Annotated in this window: 18 protein-coding genes; 7 read left to right on the top strand and 11 right to left on the bottom strand. The window is 73.0% G+C overall.

Annotated elements, in window-relative coordinates:
• Positions 1–71: 71 nt before the first annotated feature.
• Positions 72–1,304 (top strand): MFS transporter, encoded by a 1,233-nt coding sequence (locus tag ACH45N_RS25640; RefSeq protein ID WP_397398790.1) that lies wholly within the window; start codon positions 72–74, stop codon positions 1,302–1,304.
• 5 nt (positions 1,305–1,309) lie between these two features.
• Here ACH45N_RS25640 and ACH45N_RS25635 read toward each other — a convergent pair whose 3' ends face one another.
• The gene (locus ACH45N_RS25635) at positions 1,310–1,789 is read right to left on the bottom strand and encodes an SRPBCC domain-containing protein (RefSeq protein WP_397398789.1); all 480 of its coding nucleotides are present in this window, start codon (positions 1,787–1,789) and stop codon (positions 1,310–1,312) included.
• A gap of 267 nt (positions 1,790–2,056) precedes the next feature.
• Here ACH45N_RS25635 and ACH45N_RS25630 point away from each other — a divergent pair, with 267 nt between their 5' ends.
• The 4 genes from ACH45N_RS25630 to ACH45N_RS25615 all read left to right on the top strand — a co-directional run bounded on the left by ACH45N_RS25630 (position 2,057) and on the right by ACH45N_RS25615 (position 4,734).
• Complete coding sequence (locus ACH45N_RS25630) at positions 2,057–2,740, top strand: YceI family protein (protein ID WP_397398788.1); 684 nt, start codon at positions 2,057–2,059, stop codon at positions 2,738–2,740.
• Between the two features lie 95 nt (positions 2,741–2,835).
• Complete coding sequence (locus tag ACH45N_RS25625; protein ID WP_397398786.1) at positions 2,836–3,339, top strand: sigma-70 family RNA polymerase sigma factor; 504 nt, start codon at positions 2,836–2,838, stop codon at positions 3,337–3,339.
• Positions 3,336–4,124, top strand: coding sequence for an anti-sigma factor family protein (locus tag ACH45N_RS25620; RefSeq protein ID WP_397398784.1), 789 nt, complete (start codon positions 3,336–3,338; stop codon positions 4,122–4,124). The genes ACH45N_RS25625 and ACH45N_RS25620 overlap by 4 nt, the downstream gene beginning before the upstream one ends.
• Before the next feature lie 160 nt (positions 4,125–4,284).
• Positions 4,285–4,734: a PIN domain-containing protein gene (locus tag ACH45N_RS25615; protein ID WP_397398783.1), complete on the top strand. Its 450-nt coding sequence runs from the start codon at positions 4,285–4,287 to the stop codon at positions 4,732–4,734.
• 116 nt (positions 4,735–4,850) lie between these two features.
• Here the strand turns inward: ACH45N_RS25615 and ACH45N_RS25610 are convergent, their stop codons facing one another.
• Complete coding sequence (locus ACH45N_RS25610; protein WP_397398782.1) at positions 4,851–5,621, bottom strand: SDR family NAD(P)-dependent oxidoreductase; 771 nt, start codon at positions 5,619–5,621, stop codon at positions 4,851–4,853.
• A 65-nt stretch (positions 5,622–5,686) separates the two neighbouring features.
• Between ACH45N_RS25610 and ACH45N_RS25605 the strand changes: the two genes are divergently transcribed.
• Positions 5,687–6,271: a TetR/AcrR family transcriptional regulator gene (locus ACH45N_RS25605; RefSeq protein WP_397398781.1), complete on the top strand. Its 585-nt coding sequence runs from the start codon at positions 5,687–5,689 to the stop codon at positions 6,269–6,271.
• 44 nt (positions 6,272–6,315) lie between these two features.
• Here ACH45N_RS25605 and ACH45N_RS25600 read toward each other — a convergent pair whose 3' ends face one another.
• The 9 genes from ACH45N_RS25600 to ACH45N_RS25560 form a co-directional block, all read right to left on the bottom strand.
• The gene (locus tag ACH45N_RS25600; protein WP_397398780.1) at positions 6,316–7,824 is read right to left on the bottom strand and encodes a sulfatase-like hydrolase/transferase; all 1,509 of its coding nucleotides are present in this window, start codon (positions 7,822–7,824) and stop codon (positions 6,316–6,318) included.
• Positions 7,825–7,840: 16 nt separating this feature from the next.
• Entirely contained in the window at positions 7,841–8,842 is a 1,002-nt protein-coding gene (locus ACH45N_RS25595) for an aliphatic sulfonate ABC transporter substrate-binding protein (protein WP_397398779.1), read from the bottom strand.
• Positions 8,843–8,849: 7 nt separating this feature from the next.
• Positions 8,850–9,692, bottom strand: a complete 843-nt coding sequence (locus tag ACH45N_RS25590; protein ID WP_397398778.1) for an ABC transporter ATP-binding protein — start codon at positions 9,690–9,692, stop codon at positions 8,850–8,852.
• Positions 9,689–10,513: an ABC transporter permease gene (locus ACH45N_RS25585; protein WP_397398776.1), complete on the bottom strand. Its 825-nt coding sequence runs from the start codon at positions 10,511–10,513 to the stop codon at positions 9,689–9,691. Before ACH45N_RS25585 ends, ACH45N_RS25590 begins: the two co-directional genes overlap by 4 nt.
• Positions 10,510–11,781 carry an ROK family protein gene (locus tag ACH45N_RS25580; protein WP_397398774.1) on the bottom strand — a complete coding sequence of 424 codons (1,272 nt, stop codon included), beginning with the start codon at positions 11,779–11,781 and terminating at the stop codon, positions 10,510–10,512. Before ACH45N_RS25580 ends, ACH45N_RS25585 begins: the two co-directional genes overlap by 4 nt.
• A 175-nt stretch (positions 11,782–11,956) precedes the next feature.
• The gene (locus ACH45N_RS25575) at positions 11,957–14,416 is read right to left on the bottom strand and encodes a family 43 glycosylhydrolase (protein ID WP_397398773.1); all 2,460 of its coding nucleotides are present in this window, start codon (positions 14,414–14,416) and stop codon (positions 11,957–11,959) included.
• A 149-nt stretch (positions 14,417–14,565) separates the two neighbouring features.
• On the bottom strand, positions 14,566–15,402 hold the full coding sequence (locus tag ACH45N_RS25570; protein WP_397398772.1) for a carbohydrate ABC transporter permease: 837 nt from the start codon (positions 15,400–15,402) through the stop codon (positions 14,566–14,568).
• 2 nt (positions 15,403–15,404) lie between these two features.
• Positions 15,405–16,352 carry a sugar ABC transporter permease gene (locus tag ACH45N_RS25565; protein WP_357482351.1) on the bottom strand — a complete coding sequence of 316 codons (948 nt, stop codon included), beginning with the start codon at positions 16,350–16,352 and terminating at the stop codon, positions 15,405–15,407.
• Entirely contained in the window at positions 16,349–17,755 is a 1,407-nt protein-coding gene (locus tag ACH45N_RS25560) for an ABC transporter substrate-binding protein (protein ID WP_397398771.1), read from the bottom strand. Before ACH45N_RS25560 ends, ACH45N_RS25565 begins: the two co-directional genes overlap by 4 nt.
• A gap of 162 nt (positions 17,756–17,917) precedes the next feature.
• Here ACH45N_RS25560 and ACH45N_RS25555 point away from each other — a divergent pair, with 162 nt between their 5' ends.
• Entirely contained in the window at positions 17,918–18,847 is a 930-nt protein-coding gene (locus ACH45N_RS25555) for a sugar-binding transcriptional regulator (protein WP_397398770.1), read from the top strand.
• The last annotated feature ends 39 nt before the right edge of the window (positions 18,848–18,886 follow it).

The raw sequence follows: 18,886 nt of genomic DNA, 5'->3' as shown, positions 1-18,886 counted from the left end.
CACCCCATCGCAGTTTCAGGCGCCGGCGACCCTGGGTGGCCCGTCCCGCCGGGCGGCGACGAAGGACACCCATGCCTGCGGCCGGCTCCGGCTACCGTTCCCTGCTGCGCGCGCCCGGCGCCGCCGCCTTCTTCCTCGCCGCGACCACCGGCCGGGTCGGCATCGCCATGACGGGCCTCGGCCTGGTGTGGCTGCTGCACGACCGCACCGGCTCGTACGCCACGGCCGGCCTCGCCGCGGCGGCCTTCGCCCTGGCCGAGGCCGTGGTCGGCCCGCAGCTCGCCCGTCTGGTCGACCGGTTCGGCCAGACCCGCCTGCTCCCGCTCCACCTGGTCGCGCACGGCGCCGCCGTCGTCGGCATCCTCCTGGCGACGACGCCGACGGCGGCGGTGATCGCCGCGGGCTGCGCGGGCGCGGCCGTCCCCCAGCTCGGCGCCCTGTCCGCCGCCCGCTGGGCGCACCTCCTGCGGGGCGATCGCGCCGACGACCTGCCCGGCGCGTTCTCCCTGGAGTCGCTGGCCAACGCCACCAGCTTCCTGCTCGGGCCGGTGCTGGTCACGGCGCTGGGCGCGGCGGGCCACGCGACGGCGGCCACCCTCACCGCGGCGGCCCTGATCCTGGGCGGCGGCACCGCCCTGACCCTCCAGCGCCGCACCGCGCCCCCGCCGCGCGCCGACGCCGGGCGCGCCCGCGGCGCACGGTCCGGCCTGCTCGCGCCGGCGTTCCTGCTCCTCGCGCTCCTGAACCTCGCGATCGGCCTCTACTTCGGCACCATGGGGGTGGCGGTCACCGCCTTCGCCGTCGGCCACGGGACGCCCGCGGCGGCGGCGCCGGTCATCGCCGCCGGGAGCGTGGCCGGCCTCCTGTCGGGCTGGCTCTACGGACGACGACGCCGCAGCACCCCGGCCCCGCTCCAGCTCGTGGTCGTCACCGCCTGGCTGACGGCGGCCGCCGCGCTGCTGCCGTTCGCGCCGTCCGCCGTCTGGCTGGGTCTCGCCCTGGTGCTCGCGGAGGCCGCCGTGCCGCCGACCCTGGTGCTGCTCACCGTGCTGACGGAGCGGGCGGTCCGCCCGGCGGTGCTCACGCAGGCGTTCACCTGGAACAACTCCGCGAGCGCCGCCGGATCCGCGCTGGCGGCGTCGCTCGCGGGCCGGGCCGCGGACGCCTGGGGCGCACCGGCCGCACTCGCCCAGGCGCCGGCGGCCGGGGTGCTGCTCATGGCCCTCGCGATCGTCCTGCTCCGTACCGGACGCGGGGGCGCGGGACGCCGGGGAGCCGGACGCCGGGGCGAGAGGCGCCGGTGACGGCGTCAGCGGCCCGCCACGAACCCGGCCATCTTGTCGAGGCACGCCTCCAGGCCCTGCTGCGACATGTCGCGGGCCGCGGCGGACGTGTACCCGTGCTCGACCATGTGGATGCGGCTGCGCCCGTCGCCCAGGCCGGTGATCTCGACCTCGTGGTGCCCCTCGGAGGGCACGTCGTCCATGGGCGGGTCCTGCGGCGCGCCGTCGCCGTCGCTGAACCGGAACGTGTACTCGATGCGCCGGACCGGCTCGACGAGCGTGAAGTCCCAGGTGGACCAGGTGTCGCCGCCGCCGTACTCGGCGGGGGCGCGCATCGCGATGAGCGCGCGGCCGCCCACCCGCAGGTCGACCTCGGCCGCGGGGCAGGTGAACGGGCCGGGCCCCCACCAGGCGCGCAGGCCCTCGGGGGTGCTCCACGCGGCCCAGGCCGCCTCGACGGGTCCGTCGAGGTCGCGGGTCACGTCGACGTCGAAGGTGTCGGTCATGATGCCTCCAGGTGTGGTCGTGCGGGCGCGCGACACACGCCCTTACGGCTACAGACGGCCCGGTGCGGCGGAACTCATCACGGGGGGCAGACGAGATCGGTCGGTTGCCCTGACACCGGTCGCACGATGGACCGGTCTCAGGGCAGGAGACCGAGGTCGATCAGTCGGCCCGAATCTGATCCGACCCGATTGAACCGATACGCCCTTTCACCCGTCGTACGGGGCAGAGGCCGATATCCGGTCGGCCTGCGAACGAGAGGGGCGGACGTGCGCACTGGGGCAAAGGTAGGCATCGGCGTCGGAGCGGCCGTGGTCGTGATCGGCGGGGCGGCGGCGATCTTCGGTCCGGGCCTGTACGCGGACTGGGCCAACGAGGCTGCCGCGGAGGCGCCGAGCCTGGCGACGTCGGCGGCACCGCTGCCCGACGCCGAGGCGGCCGCCGGGACCTGGACGGTGACCGACGGGTCGTTCGCCGGCTACCGCGTCGAGGAGGTGCTGCAGGGCGAGGACGTGACCGTGACCGGGCGCACCGAGGACGTCACCGGGTCGGTGACCGTCGCGGACGGCGCGATCAGCGCCGCCGACATCGAGGTGGACATCGCGAGCGTGGCCACCGACGAGGCCAACCGCGACGGGTACTTCCGCGACACCGCGATGGAGGTGGGCCAGTTCCCGACCGCCACGTTCGTGCTCACCGAGCCGGCTCCGATCGAGGCGGGCGCCACGGCCGTGGAGCTGACCGGCGACCTCACCGTGCACGGAGTCACGCAGTCGGCCACGTTCGACGCCGAGGTCGCGGGCGACGCGACCAGCGGCGACCCGGTGCAGGTGGTGGGCAGCGTGCCGATCACGTTCGAGGACTTCGGCGTCGAGGCGCCGGACCTCGGGTTCGTGACGGTGGAGGATGAGGGCAGCATCGAGTTCTCGCTGCAGCTGGCCCCCGGCCAGTGACGCGGTAGCGAACCGACCGCCGGACGAACACACCGGGCAACCGACACACCAACAGCCGGCACACCAGCAATCGACACACACGGAAGGAGCCGCTCGTGGGTGCCGAGGACGAGCTCCTCGAGGCGGTGCACGACACGCACGCCGACGCGCTGTACCGGTACGTCGTGCGCCGCACGGGCGACGAGGAGGAGGCGCGCGACGTGGTGCAGGAAACCCTGCTGCGCGCGTGGCGCCACCCCGAGGTGCTGGAACGGTCGGACGACTCCGTGCGCGCCTGGCTGTTCACGGTGGCGCGGAACCTGACGGTCGACCACCTCCGCAGCGCCCGCCGCACCCGCGAGCACTCCACCGGGCACCTGCCCGACCGCGAGGAGCGCGACACCACCCAGTCCGTGCTGGACTCGTGGCTGGTGGCGGACGCGCTGCTGTCGCTCTCGCCGTCGCACCGGGCGGTGGTGGTCGGCGCGTACTACGGGGGACGTTCGGTGGCCGAGCTCTCGACCGAGCTGGGCGTCCCCGCCGGGACCGTCAAGTCGCGGCTGCACTACGGGCTGCGGGCGCTGCGCCTGGCCCTGCAGGAGAAAGGAGTCACGGCATGATCCCCGCGGCAGAGTCAGGGGGTGGCGGCGACCGGTACGCCGAGTGGGACGCGGCCTACGTGCTCGGCGCCCTGAGCCCGAGCGACCGGCGCGTCTACGAGCGGCACCTGGCCGAGTGCGCCGCGTGCCGCGCGGCGGTGGCGGAGCTCGCGGGCCTGCCGGGCCTGCTCGGCACCATCAGCCCGGCGCACGCGGAGGCGCTCGTCGCCGAGGCGCCCGGGACGCCGGCCGACGTCGTGCCGCTCACGAGCCTCGCCCGCGTCGCCCGCCGGTCCCGGTTCCGGCGGCGGGCGCTGGGCGCCGTGGCCGCGAGCGCCCTGGTGGTCGCCGGGGCGGTGGGCGGTGCGGTGCTCACCGGCGGCCTGTTCGGCGCCCCGGACGGCGGGGTGCCGGACGCCGGGGGCGCCACCCCGCCGTCGGCCACCGCCACTACCGCCACCACGGCCCGGACCATCGAGCTGCGGCCCGTGGCCGGGGCGGACATGCGCGCGGAGGTGGTGGCGACGCCCACCACCTGGGGCACCAAGTTCCGGTGGAGCTGCCACTACCCGCCCGATCCCGGGCAGCAGCCGCCCGAGAGCGCCTACGTGCCGCGGGAGCCCGTCAGGTACGAGCTCGTGCTGGTCGGCCGGGACGGCGCGCGGACGGTCGCGGCGACGTGGTCGTGGTCGGGCGGTCAGACGACGGGCCTGGACGCGTCGACGGCCGTGTCGCTCACCGACATGGACCGCATCGAGATCACGCTGGACGGGCACGAGGAGGCGCTGGCGTCGGCCACCCTGTGACGGCGGGGGGGGTTCCGCGGTCCGAAGCTGCGCCCGCTGCGGCGCCAGCGTTTTGTCTCTGCCCAGGCCGCGGTGGAGCTGTTCCGTCACGCGCCGAAGCTCGACTGGGGCTCTGTCCGGGACGACGTCGACGAGTACGTGGACCAGGACATCGAGCCTCGTGGCTGAGCGACTGCCTCAGGGACTCCTCGACACCTCGGTGGTGATCGACCTGGAGAACATCCCGCCCGCCGATCTACCTGTCGAGGTAGCGATCTGCGCGATCACGCCGGCGGAGCTCGCGGCGGCGCCCGCGGCCACGACCGAAGCGGCCGAGCGGGCTCGCCGTCAGGATCGGCTCCAGAGAACCGGAGCCGCGTTCGACCCCATCCCGTTCGACCTCGAAGCCGCCCGCAGCTACGCCAGGGTCTATGCCGCAGTTGTCGCTCAAGGGCGCAAGCCCCGCCGCCGCCTCGCTGACCTGCTCATCGCCTCTGTCGCGCTCACCGAGGGCCTTCCGGTGATCACGCGCAACCCCGACGATTCGTCGGGCTGGAGAAGCTCGTCGACGTCGCGACCGTCTGCGACCCGGACGGAGACCGGGTTGCGGTTGTGCTGGAGCTGCTCGTAGACGACGTCGTTCCGGTTCGCCTCGACGGAGGAGACCGCCGCTCACCATGCACGTGCTGCCAGAACCAGGCAGATCCTGGCAGCAGGTGCATGGTCCCCGCCCGCGCTCAGCGGCGCTCAGCCGGCGACGACCGCCACGTTGGCGCGGCCGCCGTCGACGTCGAGCGTCGCGCCGTGGACGAAGGCCGCGTCGTCCGAGGCGAGGTAGACCACCGCCGCGCCGATCGCTGCCGGGTGCCCCGGGGCGCCCGCCGGGGTGCCGGCGGTCATCGCGCCCGCGAAGTCGGCGGCGGGGTCCAGCTCCGGCGGCCGGATGACGCCCGGCGAGACGGCGTTGACCCGCACGCCCTGCGGGCCGAACTCGGCGGCCCACGAGCGGGTCAGCGACTCCAGCGCGCTCTTGGTGGAGGCGTACAGGCCGCCGAGCGGCGTGGCGAGGCGGGCCACCCACGAGCCGAGGTTGATGATCGTGCCGCCGCCGTCGGCCACCATGCGCGGCGCCACCACCTGGGTGAGGAAGTAGGGCGCCTTGACGTTGACGGCGTAGTAGCGGTCGAACGTCGCGGAGTCGGTGCCGGCCAGGTACACGGTGGGCGCGTAGATCCCCGCGTTGTTCACCAGGATGTCGAGCCGCCCGCCGAGCGCCTCGGTGGCCGCGGCGGCCAGGCCGTGGCTGGCCTCCGGGCTGCCGTCGAGGTCGGCCGCGACGAAGTCGGCCTTGCCACCCTGAGCCCGGATCCCGGCCACGACCTCCTCGCCGCGTTCCGCGCTGCGCCCCGAGACGACCACGTGCGCGCCCTCCGCGGCGAGCGCCTGGGCGATCGCGCGGCCGATGTTGCTGGTGGATCCGGTCACCAGGGCCGTGCGGCCCTGCAGTCTCTGTGTCATGCCCGCGACGCTAGGAACCCGTTTTTGGACTAGCAAGTCCAGAAGATCGGCCGTACCGTCGCCGTGTGAAGCTCACCCCGAAGGGCCAGGCGACCCGGCAGCGCATCATCGAGGGCGCCGCCGCGTACCTGCGCGGCAACAGCCCGGGCAGCGTCACGCTGGACGACGTCGGCGCGGTGACCCGCACCAGCAAGGGCCAGATCTTCCACTACTTCCCGGACGGCAAGGAGGGGCTGCTGCTCGCCGTCGCCCGGTACGAGGCGGACGGCGTGCTGACCGACCAGGAGCCGCACCTGAGCGCGCTCGACTCGTGGGAGTCGTGGACGGCGTGGCGCGACAGCGTGGTCGCCCGGTACCGCGCGCAGGGCCGGCACTGCCCGCTCGGCGCCCTCATGGACCAGATGTCGGGCTCGCCCGGCACCGCCGAGGTGATCACGGAGCTGCTCGGCCAGTGGCAGCGCGCGATCCGGGCCGGCGTCGTCTCGATGCAGCGCAGCGGCCAGGTGCGGGCGGACCTGGACCCCGACCGGACGGCGGCGGCCTTCGTCGCCGGGATCCAGGGCGGGGTCCAGGTGCTGCGCGCCACGGGCCGGTCCGATCAGCTCGAGGCGGCGTTCGACCTGCTGATCGACTACCTGCGCCGGGCCTGAGCGGCACGCGGTCCAAGCGCACGCGCACCCACCGTGCGCCCGGTCTACCGCGCCGCGTACGTCGTCTCGTCCAGCCCCGACTGGGTGGGGTCGTGGTCCACCTCGCCGACGTCGTACATCGTGGTCATCCAGTGGTAGAAGTTGTCGCCGCGGTCGCGGAGCAGCCGGTACAGCCGCCCCATCATGCGGTGCCGCACGTCCGCGAGCGCCGGGTCGCCGTAGGCGTTGGTCAGCTCGTCCGGGTCGGCGTGCAGGTCGTAGAGCTCGTTGACGGAGTCCGGGTTGACCACGAGCTTGTACCGGTCCTCCCGCAGCATGCGCTGCGGGTAGGGGAAGTGGTGGCCGTGGAACTCGCACACGATGTCCGGCTGCCACTCGACGTCGTCCCCGTGAGCCAGCGGCAGCAGGCTGCGCGAGTCCACGGCGGGGGCCGGGTCGATCCCGGCGAGCTCCAGGATCGTGGCCGTGCAGTCCAGCAGGCTCACGAACTCGGTGCGCACCTGGCCCGCCGGGCCGCCCGGGACCCGCAGCAGGCCGGGCGTGCGGTAGATGTCCTCGTACATGGCCGGGCCCTTGTCGTGCAGCCGGTGGGCGCCGGTGAACTCACCGTGGTCGCACGTGAAGAACACGGCCGTGTCGTCCACGAGCCCGAGCCGCTCCAGGGCGTCGAGCACGCGGCCGATCTGCTGGTCGATGAGCGTCACGTAGCCCCAGTAGACCGCGACGAGCTTGCGCGTCACCTCGATCGGCATGGTGTCGAACGTCCAGTGCGCGCTGTAGTTGGCCTGCACGGGCGGCTTGCCCTCGAACGTCTCGGCGATCGAGGCGGGCAGCTCGACGTCGGCCGGGTCGAACAGGTCGAAGTACTCGTACGGCACGATGTACGGCAGGTGCGGCCCGAAGAAGCTCAGCTCCAGGAAGAAGGGCCGTTCCCCCGACCGGAAGTCGTCGGCGTACCGCTCCAGCAGCTCGATGGTGCGCGTGGCCAGGTAGTGCTCGAACGTGGCCTCGACGGGCTGGTGCAGCCGGGCCGCCAGCAGGTTGCCCGGGCCGCCGTTGGGCAGCGTGCCGCGCACGCGGTCGCTGATCTCGTACGGCGGCAGGTCGCGTTCGGCCAGGTAGGCCAGGTAGTCCTCGTTGTCGACCGGGTTGTGCCAGCCCGGCAGGTCCGGCCCGTCGAACCCGAACGACGCCGCGTTCCGCTCCGTGCCGGCGTGCCACTTGCCCACGAGGCCGGTGTTGTAGCCGTGCTCGCGCAGCGCCTCGACGAACGTGAACGTGCCGTCGGCCAGGTCCTCCTGGTAGCCCACGTTGCGCTCGTGGTTGGCCAGCACCCGGTGCCGGAACGGCGCCTGGCCCGTGAGCAGGCTCGCGCGCGACGGCGTGCAGATCGCCGTCGGCGTGTACCACCGGTCGAACCGGGTGCCCGACGCCGCGAGCCGGTCGAGCACCGGCGTGGACGCGCGCGGGTTGCCGTAGGCGCCCAGTGTGTCGGCCCGGTGCTGGTCGGTCATGAGGAACAGGACGTTCCTGGCCCCCACCACTTCACTCACCGCGTCACCCACCGCGTCACTCACCGGCCGCGACGAACTGGTCGCCGAGGTAGAACTCGGAGGGGTCCACGGCCTCGGGGAGCTGCCCGGAGCCCACGAAGTAGTCCTGCATGCCGGTCAGCCAGGTGTCGGCGGTGCCGTCCTGCGTCAGCGCGTCCACCTCCTCCGCCGAGAGGACGTCCACGTTGGCGGCGTCCGCCTCGACGTCGGCCGGCTCGAGGTCGTTGAAGGCGGCGGTGAGCGCGATCGCCTCGTCCAGGTGCTCCGAGCGGTAGTCCATGGCCTCGCGCAGCACCTGCAGCACGGCGTCCACCTTCTCGGGCTCGTCGGCCACCACGTCGTTCCCGGCCACGAACGCCGTCGGGAAGGCGACCGTCTCCTCGAAGTCGGTGTTCTGGGCGAGCTCGACCAGGTCCGGCACCTGCTCCTTGACCGTGGCGAGGGCCGGGTACCAGAAGCCCGCGGCGTCGACCTGCCCGGACGACAGCGCGGCCACGATGGCCGGCGGCTCCATGGGCACCAGCTCGACGTCGTCCTTGGTCATGCCGGCCTCCGCCAGGGCGAGCGTGAGGATCATGTCGCCCGACGTGCCCTCCGGCACGGCGACGGTCTTGCCCTGGAGGTCCTCGACGGAGTCGATGCCGGGCTGCGCCACCACGCGGTCGGCCCGGCCGAGGGTGTTCAGCGCGACGATCTTGGCCTGCCCGGAGGCGGGCAGCCAGAACGCGCCGGGGCCGATGTAGCCGAAGTCGAGGTCGCCCGTGCCGAGGGCCTGGATCTGGAGCGGGCCGTTGGTGAACGACGACGTCGTCACGTCGATGCCGTGCTCCTCCCACAGGCCCTGGTCCTCGGCGATGGCCAGCAGGCTGGTGCCGTTGAAGTCGGGGATGTAGCCGAAGTTGACCTCGACGGCGCCGTCCTCGCCCGCGGCGGCGCCGCCGGACGAGCAGGCGGCCACCGACAGCACGAGGGCGAGGCCGGCGGCGGCCGCGCCGAGGGTCTTCCTGGTCAGTCGCATGAGGTCCTCAGTTCTGGGTGGGGTTCGGGGTCCGGGTCTCGGTGGCCGACGGCGGCGCACCGGGGGTCTGGTGGTACACGGCCCGCCACACCCGGTTGCGCAGCTCCGCGAACTGCGGGCTGAGCCGCACCTCCTCGGTGCGCGGGTAGGGCAGGCCGACGTCGATCACCTCGTGGATACGGCCCGGCCGGGCGGCCATGACCACCACCCGGCCCGCGAGGAACACGGCCTCGTCGACGTCGTGCGTGATGAACAGGACGGTGCGCTTCTCGGTGCTCCAGGTGTCCAGGAGCTGCTCCTGGAGACGCACGCGCGTCAGGGCGTCCAGCGCCCCGAACGGCTCGTCCATCAGCAGGATCGACGGGTTGACGGCGTAGGCCCGGGCGATGGCGCACCGCTGCCTCATGCCGCCCGAGAGGGTCTTGGGCAGCGCGTCGGCGAACTGCTCCAGGCCCACGAGGCGCACGTAGTGCTCGGCGCGCTCGCGCCGCTCGGCGGCGGGCAGGCCCGCGACCTTGAGCCCGAACTCGACGTTCTTGCGCACGGTCAGCCACGGGAACAGCGCGTACTGCTGGAAGATGACGCCGCGCTCCGGGCCGGGCCCGGTCACGTCCGCGCCGTCCACGAGCACCCGGCCCGACGTCGGCGTCTCCAGGCCCGCGACGATGTTCATCAGCGTGGACTTGCCGCAGCCGGAGGGGCCGACGACGGTGACGAACTCGTTGTCGGCCACGTCGAGGTCCACGCCGTCGAGGGCGACGAACTCCTGGTCCTTGAGGGCGAAGGTCTTGCGGGTGTCCCGCACGGAGATCTTGGCGGTCCCCGTCAGGGTGGGGGTGTCGGTGGTCATCGTCGTTCCTGCCATCCGGTCAGCCGGGTCTCCGCGAGCAGCAGCAGCCGGTCCATGACCAGGCCGAGCACGCCGATGGCGACGATGGAGACGAAGATCGTCGCGAGGTCGTAGTAGGTCTGGGCCTGCTGCATGCGGAACCCGAGGCCCGCCTGCGCGGCGAGCAGCTCGGCGGCCACGAGGGTGGCCCACGCCGAGCCGAGGCCCACGCGCATGCCGACGAGGATGAACGGCGAGGAGGCCGGCACCACGACGCGCAGGAAGATCGTGCCGTCCTTGGCCCCGAGCACCCGGGCCGCGTTGATGAGCGTGCGGTCCACGCTCACCACGCCCTGGTAGGTGGAGATCACGCAGGCCAGGAACGCCGCCAGGAAGATGACGAACACCTTGGGCAGCTCGCCGATGCCCATCAGCACCAGCACGAGCGGCAGCAGGGCCAGCGGCGGGATGGTGCGGAAGAACTGGATCCACGGCTCGAACAGGCCCCGGGCCGCGGTGTACCAGCCCATGAGGAACCCGACCGGGACCGCGGCGGCAGAGCCGAGCAGGAACCCGGCCAGCACCCGCCCCAGGCTGGCCAGCAGGTCCTCGGCCAGCGTGCCGCTGACCGCCAGGTCCACGGCCTTGGCCAGCACCTCGGGCGGCGTCGGGAGCTGGAGGCCGCTCAGGGACAGGACCCACCAGATCCCGATGCCGCCCACGATCGAGACGACGTTCAGCGCGAGCAGCGTGGTGCGCTTCCCCGCCCGGCGGCGCGGCGGTGAGACGTTCCGCGCGGGGGTCGGGGTCGACGGCGCCGCCGACTCGGTGGACGTGGTCACAGGGCTCTCCTCAGGCGTGCGTGCAGGGGTGCGGGCGTCGGGGTGCGCAGCGTGCCGCGCAGGTCCCCGACGTCGTCGGCGGCCTCGGGCCGGGGGTAGCCGGCCAGCAGCGGGGACAGGTGGAAGGCGGCGGCCAGCGCGCCGAGCGCGCCGTCGGTGTCGCGCAGGCGCCCGGCCCGCACCACGAGCGGCTCGTCCGTGGGCAGCGGGTGCAGCTCGTAGCGCAGCGTGGCCGCCGCCTGCTCGACGATCACGGGCGCCACGTGCACGATCTCGCCGCCGATCACGATCTCGTCGGGGTCCAGCGTGAGGGCCGCGGTGCTGAGCACCCGGCCCACGGCCGCGCCGACGTCGCGCAGCACGCCCTCGACCACCGGGTCGCTGGTCGCGACGGCGGCGGCCAGGTCGTCGAACGTGGTGACGTCGGCGCCGCGGGCGCGGCACGCCGCGAGCACGGCGGGCGCGGACGCGGCGGTCTCCAGGCAGCCGCGCTTGCCGCACCGGCACCGGCTGCCCGCCGGGTCCACGCAGATGTGGCCCAGCTCGCCGGCGAACCCGTGCGCCCCGGTGCCGATCCGCCCGCAGACGACGAGGCCGCCGCCCACGCCGTCCGACAGCCGCACGTACAGCAGGTCGGTGGTGCCCTCGGGCTGGGACACGGCCTCCGCGAGCGCCGCCAGGCGCGTGTTGTTGTCGACGACGACGGGCGCGCCGAACCGTTCGGCGAACGCGCGGTGCACGTCGTGCGGCGCGGAGCGGCGGGCCCACGAGACCTGCCGGCTGTCGACACGCCAGCCGCCGTACGGGCCGACGACGCCGATGCCGACCGCCTGGAGCTCGCCGAAGTGCAGGTCGTGCTCGCGCGCGAGCCGGTCGACGAGCCGGAAGGCGAGGTCGAGACGCTGCGGCCAGGGCGTGTCGTCGTCGTAGTGCTCGACGCCGGAGGCGACGGTCTCGCGGGCGGCGTCCGCCACGGCGGCGCGCACGCGGCGGTGGCCGAAGTCGACGCCGAGGTACTGGCCGGAGCCGGGGTCGAGCGCGAGCCGTTCGGCGGGTCGGCCGCTGCCGCGCCGGGTCGCGGCGTCGGTGTCCACCACCACGACGGCGCCCCGGCGCAGCAGCTCGGCCGTGGTCTCGGAGAGGGTGGTGCGGGACAGGCCCACGCGGCGGGCGAGCTCGGCGCGGCTCAGGGGCCCGTCGCGGAGCGCGGCCAGCACGCGGCCCTCGTGGGCGCGGCGCGCGGAGCTGCCAGTTGTCGTCGTCGACATGCTGACGACCATAGGAACCTCCACATTTTTCCGTCTACGACCCGACAAAAAACCAGACCAATTCGGTCGGATCCAATCAGAACCCGCTCCCCGCCCTCGTTGAGTGCTGGGTATTTGTTGCCTGACGGCCGGAAAATCAACAAATACCCAGCACTCAACGAAGCGGGTGGACTGGTCAGGGCTGGGTGTAGGTGCGGACGTAGTCGAAGGTCGCCGTCGCGCCGGCCGTGTTCATCGAGACGAGGCCGATGCGCAGGGGCTGGTCGTCGGGCAGGGTCCAGACGCCGCCCCACCGCCAGGTCTGCCCGTCGGTGCTGGACGCCATGCGCACCTCGTACTCGCCGTTGGCCGCGTCCCGGTGCACGGCCAGCCGCAGCCACGTGGTCCCGCCGGGGGCCGCGCCGAACATCGGCGCGCTGTACGCGGCGACGGGCGGGTTGCTGGTGGTCCGCGCGGCCTCCTTGGTGAACTCCACCATCTGGGCCACGCTGCCGGGCTTGCGCAGCAGCCCGAGCTGGGAGTGCACCAGCTTCACGAACTGGTCGTCGTCCGCAAAGAGCACCAGCCCGGCCTGCCGGTTCACGCCGACGCCGTCGAGGTCCAGCTTGGTCTCCACCAGGTAGTCCCCCGCGGGCGCGGCCCGCGTCAGCACGGACGCCGTGTTGGTGCCCTGGTAGAGCTCGGCGTTCTGGGTCGGCCACACGAGGGCGCCGTCCTCCAGGCGGACGCCGGACGCCGGGCCGCGCACCCAGTCCCAGCCGGTGTCCCCCGCGCCGGGGCCGCCAGCCCCGGGCACCACGTCGCCGTCGAACTCGTCCGAGCTCTCCGGCACCAGCTCACCCGGCTCGGGGTCGGGAACACGCTCGGTCACGGGACGCGCGGCCCGCACCAGGCTCACGTTGTCGGCGTCGGCCCCGCCGCGGGCGGTGACGCCCACCGGGACGCGGCCGGCGCTCCCGCGCACGTCGAGGGTGACCGTGCCGAGCGGCTCCTTGAGGTTGTCTGCGGAGACGGCGGCCGTGTACGTGCCCGACCGCGCGTCCCGGTCCAGGGTCACGACGTTCCAGTCGGCGTACGGGAAGTCCGGCGGCAGCGGCGCCGCGGCACGCTCGGCCCGCGGTCCCCGGCCCGACTCCACGCGCAGCTCACCCGCGGCGCGGTCGACCCACGCCGTCACCCGGCCCGCGCCCGTGCCCGCACCCGTGCCCGTGCCCGTGCCCGTGCCCGTGCCCGTGCCCGTGCCCGTGCCGAGGATGAGCCCCGCGGCGCCGTCGCCGTCCGTGATCCGCAGGTCCGCCTGGGCGCGCAGGTCGCCGGCAGCCCGCTCCCGGCTGGTCAGGGTCGAGTCCGCCAGGGCCGCGTACGGCCCCGCGTCCGGTTCCTCCCCGACGACGACGTCGCCGTCGGCCCGCCAGCCGGCGAGGGTGCCGGCCACGAACGTGGTGCGCACGGCGCCGTCCGCCACGGGCGCGGCCTGCGGGGACGACGACGGCCCGGCGCCCGCGTTGACGACCGGCCAGCCGTCGATCCAGTCGAGGCGGTCGATCATCAGGGGGCGCTTGGTCAGGTTCAGCACGCCGTTGCGGGTGTCCACGGGCGGGAAGTCGGGGTCCGCCGTCGGGATCGCGTGGTACGCCATCCAGTCCTGGCCGGCCAGGTCGGTGACCACCGAGTGGTGGCCGGGGCCCGCGAACCCGTTGCCGTTCGACGTCAGCACGTAGCCGCCCTTGCTGGACTCGGCCATGAGGTCGGTGCCGTCGTCGTCCACGAAGGGGCCGCGCGGGCTCGTGCTGCGGCCCACCTTGACGGTGTAGCCGCTGAACGCGCCCTCGCAGCAGCCCGCGTCGGAGTACATCAGGTAGTAGAGGTCGTCGTGCCGCACCACGTACGCGCCCTCGGCCCGTCGCCCCTGCGCCACCTGGGTCACGGGTCCGGTGAGCTCGCCCGCGCCGGGTGTCAGCTCCGAGACGCAGACGACGTCGTAGCTGCCCCAGTACAGGTAGAGCGTGCCGTCGTCGTCGGTGAACAGGGCCTGGTCGATGTTGCCCGTCGGGCAGCCGTCGATCGGCGCCGACGGGACGAGCAGCTCGTCGCGGTGGGTCCACGGCCCCGTGGGCGTCGGCGCGGTGGCGACGGCGAGGCCGCCCGTGGACAGCCCGTAGGTCAGGAGGTACTCGCCGGCGACGTAGCGGATGTCGGGCGCCCAGGCGCGCGAGTTGGCGCGCCACGTGGGCGGGATGTCGTCCGGCTGGATCACCTCGCCCGCATACTCCCAGCTCACCAGGTCCGTGGAGCGCAGGATCGGCAGGATCCGCTCCCCCGCCTCGCCCTGGCTGTTGAACACCGGGTTCTGCGTGCCGTAGGCGTACCAGGCGCCGTCCTTGCCGCGGATCACCGCGGGGTCGGGAAAGGTGTCGGCGACCCCGGCGGTGACGGGGTTGGTATAGGTGTCGGGCGTGGTGGTCGGCGGGGCGGCGGACGTCGCGACGTCGGCGGTAGCGATGCCGACGTCGGCGGCATCGACGTCGGCGTCAGCGACGGCGGCCGGGGCGAGGCCGCCGGCCAGCACCGCGGCGGCGCATGCCGCGACCCACCCGGTCCGGACCGGTCTCCGTTGATCTGATCCAAGGCGCATGCCACCCATCGAACGAGCGTCGATTTTCTCCGGCAAGTACCCGACAGAAAAAGTAGGGAATTCTGCCGACATCCGGCACTTCGACCCCACCGCGCGGGGCCCGAAACCACCGTGGTTCCGGGCCCCGTCACGGGGTAGGCGGCCAGCTCCTACTTGATCGCGCCCATCGACAGCCCTCGCACGAGCTGCTTCTGCGCCACCCAGCCCGCGATGATCACGGGCAGCGACGCCAGCAGCGCCGCCGCGCACAGCCGGGCGAGGAACAGGCCCTCGCTCGTCATGGTCGACACGATGAGCACCGGCACGGTCGCCGCCCGCGAGGCGGTGAGGTTCAGGGCGAAGAAGAACTCGTTCCACGAGAAGATCACGCAGATCAGCGCGGTCGCGGCGATGCCGGGCGCCACCATCGGGATGAGCACGGACCGCAGGGTCCGCAGCAGCCCGGCGCCGTCGACGGACGCCGCCTCCAGCACCTCCCCCGGCACCTCCAGGAAGAACGACCGCATCATCCATACCGCGATCGGCAGGTTCATCGCGGTGTACAGGACCACCAGGGTCCAGATGTTGTCGAGCACCTTGAGCTGCCCGGCCACCACGTAGATGGGCACGATGACGGCCACGACGGGCAGCATCTTGGTGGAGATGAAGAAGAACAGCACGTCGCTGACCTTCTCCACCGGCCGGATCGACAGCGCGTACGCCGCCGGGATGCCCAGCAGCAGCACCAGCACGGTCGAGACGCCGGTCGCGATGGCCGAGTTGGCCACGTAGACCCCGGACCCGCCCTCGATCACGGCCCGGAACTGGTCGAGCGTGGGCGTGAAGAACCAGGTGGGCGGGTCGGACGCCGCCTGGTTCTCCTGCTTGAAAGCCGTCATCGCCATCCAGGCGACCGGGAAGAAGAAGGCGAGCGCCAGCAACCAGGTCAGCGTCGTCAGCACACCACCGGTGGTTCGACGGCGGTACGCGCGCGTCACGTCGGACATGCTCACTCCTTGACCTCGAAGCTGCGGAAGATGAGGCGCAGCGCGGCGGAGGCCACGATGATCGTGGCGATCACGACGACGACGCCCATGGCGGCGGCCTGCCCGATGTCGAACCCGAGGAACGCGCGCTGGTAGATGTAGAACGGCAGGTTGGCGCTGGCGGTACCGGGGCCACCCGCCGTCATGAGGTAGATCTGGTCGAACGTGTTGACCACGTAGATGACGCCGAGCAGCACGCCCAGCTCGATGTACCGCCGCAGGTGCGGCAGCGTGATCGAGCGGAAGGTGCGCCACGGGCCGGCGCCGTCCACGGACGCGGCCTCCAGCACGTCCTTCGCCTGGGCCTGGAGCCCGGCGAGCACGAGCAGCATCATGAACGGCGTCCACTGCCAGACCAGCGCCATGAGGATCGCGATGATCGGGTAGGTCGAGGTCCAGTCGACGGCCTCGATCCCGAACAGCCCGAGCGTCCAGTTGAGCAGGCCGTAGGTGGGGTTGAGCAGCGCGACGGACCACAGCACCGACGTCGCCACCGGCATCACCAGGAACGGCGTGATGAGCATGGTGCGGGCCACGCCCCGGCCGAGGAACGGGCGGTCCAGCAGCAGCGCCAGCACGATGCCGAGCACCATCGCCACGAGCACGCAGCCGAGGGTGATGACCACCGAGTTCAGCGCCGTCTGCCGGAACGTCGAGTCCTGGGCGATGTCCACGTAGTTGGACAGGCCCACGAAGAGGTCCTCACCCGGCCGCAGCAGGTTCTGCGAGCGCAGCGAGTACCAGATCGTCACGAGGAACGGCAGCTGCGTGACGATGACGGTGAAGATCAGGGCCGGCAGGAGCGGGCCGCGGCGACGCCACCCCTCGGCCTTGCTGATCGAGCGTTCGGACGCCGACGCGCGGGCCGCCCGGCGCGAGCTCTCCAGCCGGTCGATGGTCGAGGTGCTCATTTCCCCTCCTGGGCCCGGTAGGTCTCCGCCACGGTCTCGGCGTAGCGCTGGGACTGTGCGATGGCCTCGTCCACGGTCACCTGGCCGGCGATCGCCGCCGACATCTGCTGGCCCACGCGGGTGCCGAGGTCCTGGAACTCGGGGATGCCGACGAACTGGATGCCCGGGTAGGGCACCGGGTGGGTCATCGCGGCCTCCTGCGTCGCCCCGCCCATCGACTCCAGCGTGGCGTCGGCGTAGGCCTGCGAGACCTCCGCGTACTCGGGGATCTCGTAGGTCGACAGGCGGCTGCCCGGGGGCACCCGCTCCCAGCCGATCGTGTTGCCGACCAGCTCGATGTACTCCTTGTTCGTCATCCAGGACACGAAGTCCCAGGCGGCGTCCTTGTGCTCGCTCGTGGACGGGATGGCGAGCGACCAGCTGTAGAGCCAGCCCGCCGACTCGGTGTCCGCCACGGGTGCGGGCGCGTAGCCGACCTTGCCCGCCACCGTGGACGACGCCGGGTCCTCGATGGAGGAGACCATCGACGTGGCGTCGTACCACATGGCCGACTGGCCCTGGGCGAACCGGGTGAGGCAGTCGCCGAAGCCGGACGTCGCCGCGCCGGGCTGCCCGGAGGTCTGCACGGTGTCGACGTAGGTCTCGATGGCCTCGCGGCTCTCGGGCGAGTCGAGGGTGGCGTTCCAGTCCTCGTCGAACCAGCCGCCGCCGAACGTGTTGATCGCGGTGCTCATCGGGGCCATGACCTCGCCCCAGCCGGCCAGGCCGCGCAGGCAGATGCCCGAGAAGTCCGCGGCCGGGTCGTTCAGCTCCGCGGCCAGCTCCTGCACCTCGTCCCAGGTCGGGTGGGCGGGCATCTCCAGCCCCGCCTCCTCGAACAGGTCGGCGCGGTAGGCCAGGAACGACGACTCGCCGTAGAACGGCACCGAGTACATGTCGCCGTCGCGCGAGAGCGCCTCGCGGACGCTGGGGACGAAGTCCTCGGCGTCGTAGCCCTCCGTGGCGTCGATGTACGGCTGCAGGTTCTCGATCCAGCCGTTCTCGGCCCACATCGGCGTCTCGTAGTTGGAGATCATGACGACGTCGAACTCACCGCCGCCGGTCGCCACGGACGCCGTGATCTTGGCGCGGGCCTCGTTCTCGGGCAGCGACACGAAGCGCACGTCCACGCCCGGGTGCGCGGCACGGAACTCGTCCTGCAGCGAGATCGCGTCCTGCATCTGCGGGTTGGAGACGATCGCGACCACGATCTGCTCGCCGTCGTCCCCGCCCACGGCGCCCGCCCCGGCACAGCCGGACAGGGCCAGCGCGACGGTGGCCGCCGCGGCGGTCGCCGCCGAGCGCACCGGAGAACGTCGTGCCGAGCTGCCTCGCGCCGAAACACCCCTTGGAGGTCGGAACATCCTCGTCCTCTCCTCGGCGCAGCCTCTCCGCCACGCTCATTTGAGAATATGGAACTGCTCATCTGCATCCGCAGAGTAGTTGGGTATGCTCAGGTGAGCAAGGCCCCCGCTCAGAAGTCGCTCGAATGGTTCCCGCTGCCGCCTGCGGGAGTGAGGACGCAGGTGCCCCAGAACGACACGAACCTCATGGTCGAGGTGAGTACGGACTACTATCTCGACGGCAAGTCCAAGGTGGACATCGCGCGTGACCGCGGCATCTCCCGCTTCCAGGTCGCGCGCCTGCTCGCGCAGGCCCGCGAGCAGGGCGTGGTGCGCATCGAGATCACCGCGCCCCGGGCCGACGGCGAGCGCGGGGCCCGCCTCGCCGCCCGGCTCGGCGCGCGCGAGATCCTCGTCGCGCCCAGCGGCGCCGACCCCGTCGCGACCCGCGAGAAGGTCGCGGTCGAGCTCGCCCGCGCGGTCCGGGAGCACATCGTCGAGGGCATGACCGTGGGCGTCTCGTGGTCGCGCACGGTCGAGGCCGCGGTGCGGCACATCGGGCAGCTCCCCCAGTGCGACGTCGTCCAGCTCGTCGGGGCCCTGCCCGTCGAGGGCAGCGGCAACTCGCTGGCCCTCATCAGCACGTTCGCCCAGATGCCGGGCGTGCGCACGTGGCCCGTCTGGTCGCCGCTGCTCGTGGCCGACGCCGCGACGGCCGCGGGCCTGCGCCGGCAGCCCGAGATCGCCGACGCCCTGGAGCGGGCCGACCACCTGGACGTCGCCGTCGTCGCGATCGGCCACTGGTCGGAGCGCAGCTCCACCGTGTTCCCGCAGATCAGCGCGGAGGAGCAGCGGGCAGCCACGGCGGCCGGGGCGATCGCCGAGTGCTCGGGCCGCCTGTTCGACGCCGCGGGCCGGCCCGTCCGGACCAGCCTCGACGAGCGCGTGGTGGGCGTGACGCTCGAACAGCTCGCCGCCACCCCCCGCGTGATCGCGATCGGCTACGGGTCCGCCGTCGCGCCCGGCCTGCTGGCCGCGGTCAACGGCGGCGTCGCCGACACCCTGGTGGTGGACGACGCCGCCGCGACCGCGCTGGAGGCCCTCACCCCCTGACGTGTCAGACGTACAGGTCCCCCGGGGGACCTGTACGTC

It is taken from the genome of Promicromonospora sp. NPDC019610 (genome assembly GCF_044389365.1).
In the GTDB taxonomy this organism is placed as follows: domain Bacteria; phylum Actinomycetota; class Actinomycetes; order Actinomycetales; family Cellulomonadaceae; genus Promicromonospora.
This window is presented reverse-complemented; position numbering and strand designations above follow the sequence as displayed.

What these genes read in the sequence shown, in the direction of transcription:
- ACH45N_RS25640 (WP_397398790.1), top strand. Translation starts at nt 72, where the DNA reads ATGCCTGCGGCCGGCTCCGGCTACCGTTCCCTGCTGCGCGCGCCCGGC.
- ACH45N_RS25575 (WP_397398773.1), bottom strand. Translation starts at nt 14,416, where the DNA reads ATGCGCCTTGGATCAGATCAACGGAGACCGGTCCGGACCGGGTGGGTC.
- ACH45N_RS25620 (WP_397398784.1), top strand. Translation starts at nt 3,336, where the DNA reads ATGATCCCCGCGGCAGAGTCAGGGGGTGGCGGCGACCGGTACGCCGAG.
- ACH45N_RS25570 (WP_397398772.1), bottom strand. Translation starts at nt 15,402, where the DNA reads ATGTCCGACGTGACGCGCGCGTACCGCCGTCGAACCACCGGTGGTGTG.
- ACH45N_RS25610 (WP_397398782.1), bottom strand. Translation starts at nt 5,621, where the DNA reads ATGACACAGAGACTGCAGGGCCGCACGGCCCTGGTGACCGGATCCACC.
- ACH45N_RS25635 (WP_397398789.1), bottom strand. Translation starts at nt 1,789, where the DNA reads ATGACCGACACCTTCGACGTCGACGTGACCCGCGACCTCGACGGACCC.
- ACH45N_RS25595 (WP_397398779.1), bottom strand. Translation starts at nt 8,842, where the DNA reads ATGCGACTGACCAGGAAGACCCTCGGCGCGGCCGCCGCCGGCCTCGCC.
- ACH45N_RS25565 (WP_357482351.1), bottom strand. Translation starts at nt 16,352, where the DNA reads ATGAGCACCTCGACCATCGACCGGCTGGAGAGCTCGCGCCGGGCGGCC.
- ACH45N_RS25590 (WP_397398778.1), bottom strand. Translation starts at nt 9,692, where the DNA reads ATGACCACCGACACCCCCACCCTGACGGGGACCGCCAAGATCTCCGTG.
- ACH45N_RS25560 (WP_397398771.1), bottom strand. Translation starts at nt 17,755, where the DNA reads ATGTTCCGACCTCCAAGGGGTGTTTCGGCGCGAGGCAGCTCGGCACGA.
- ACH45N_RS25580 (WP_397398774.1), bottom strand. Translation starts at nt 11,781, where the DNA reads ATGTCGACGACGACAACTGGCAGCTCCGCGCGCCGCGCCCACGAGGGC.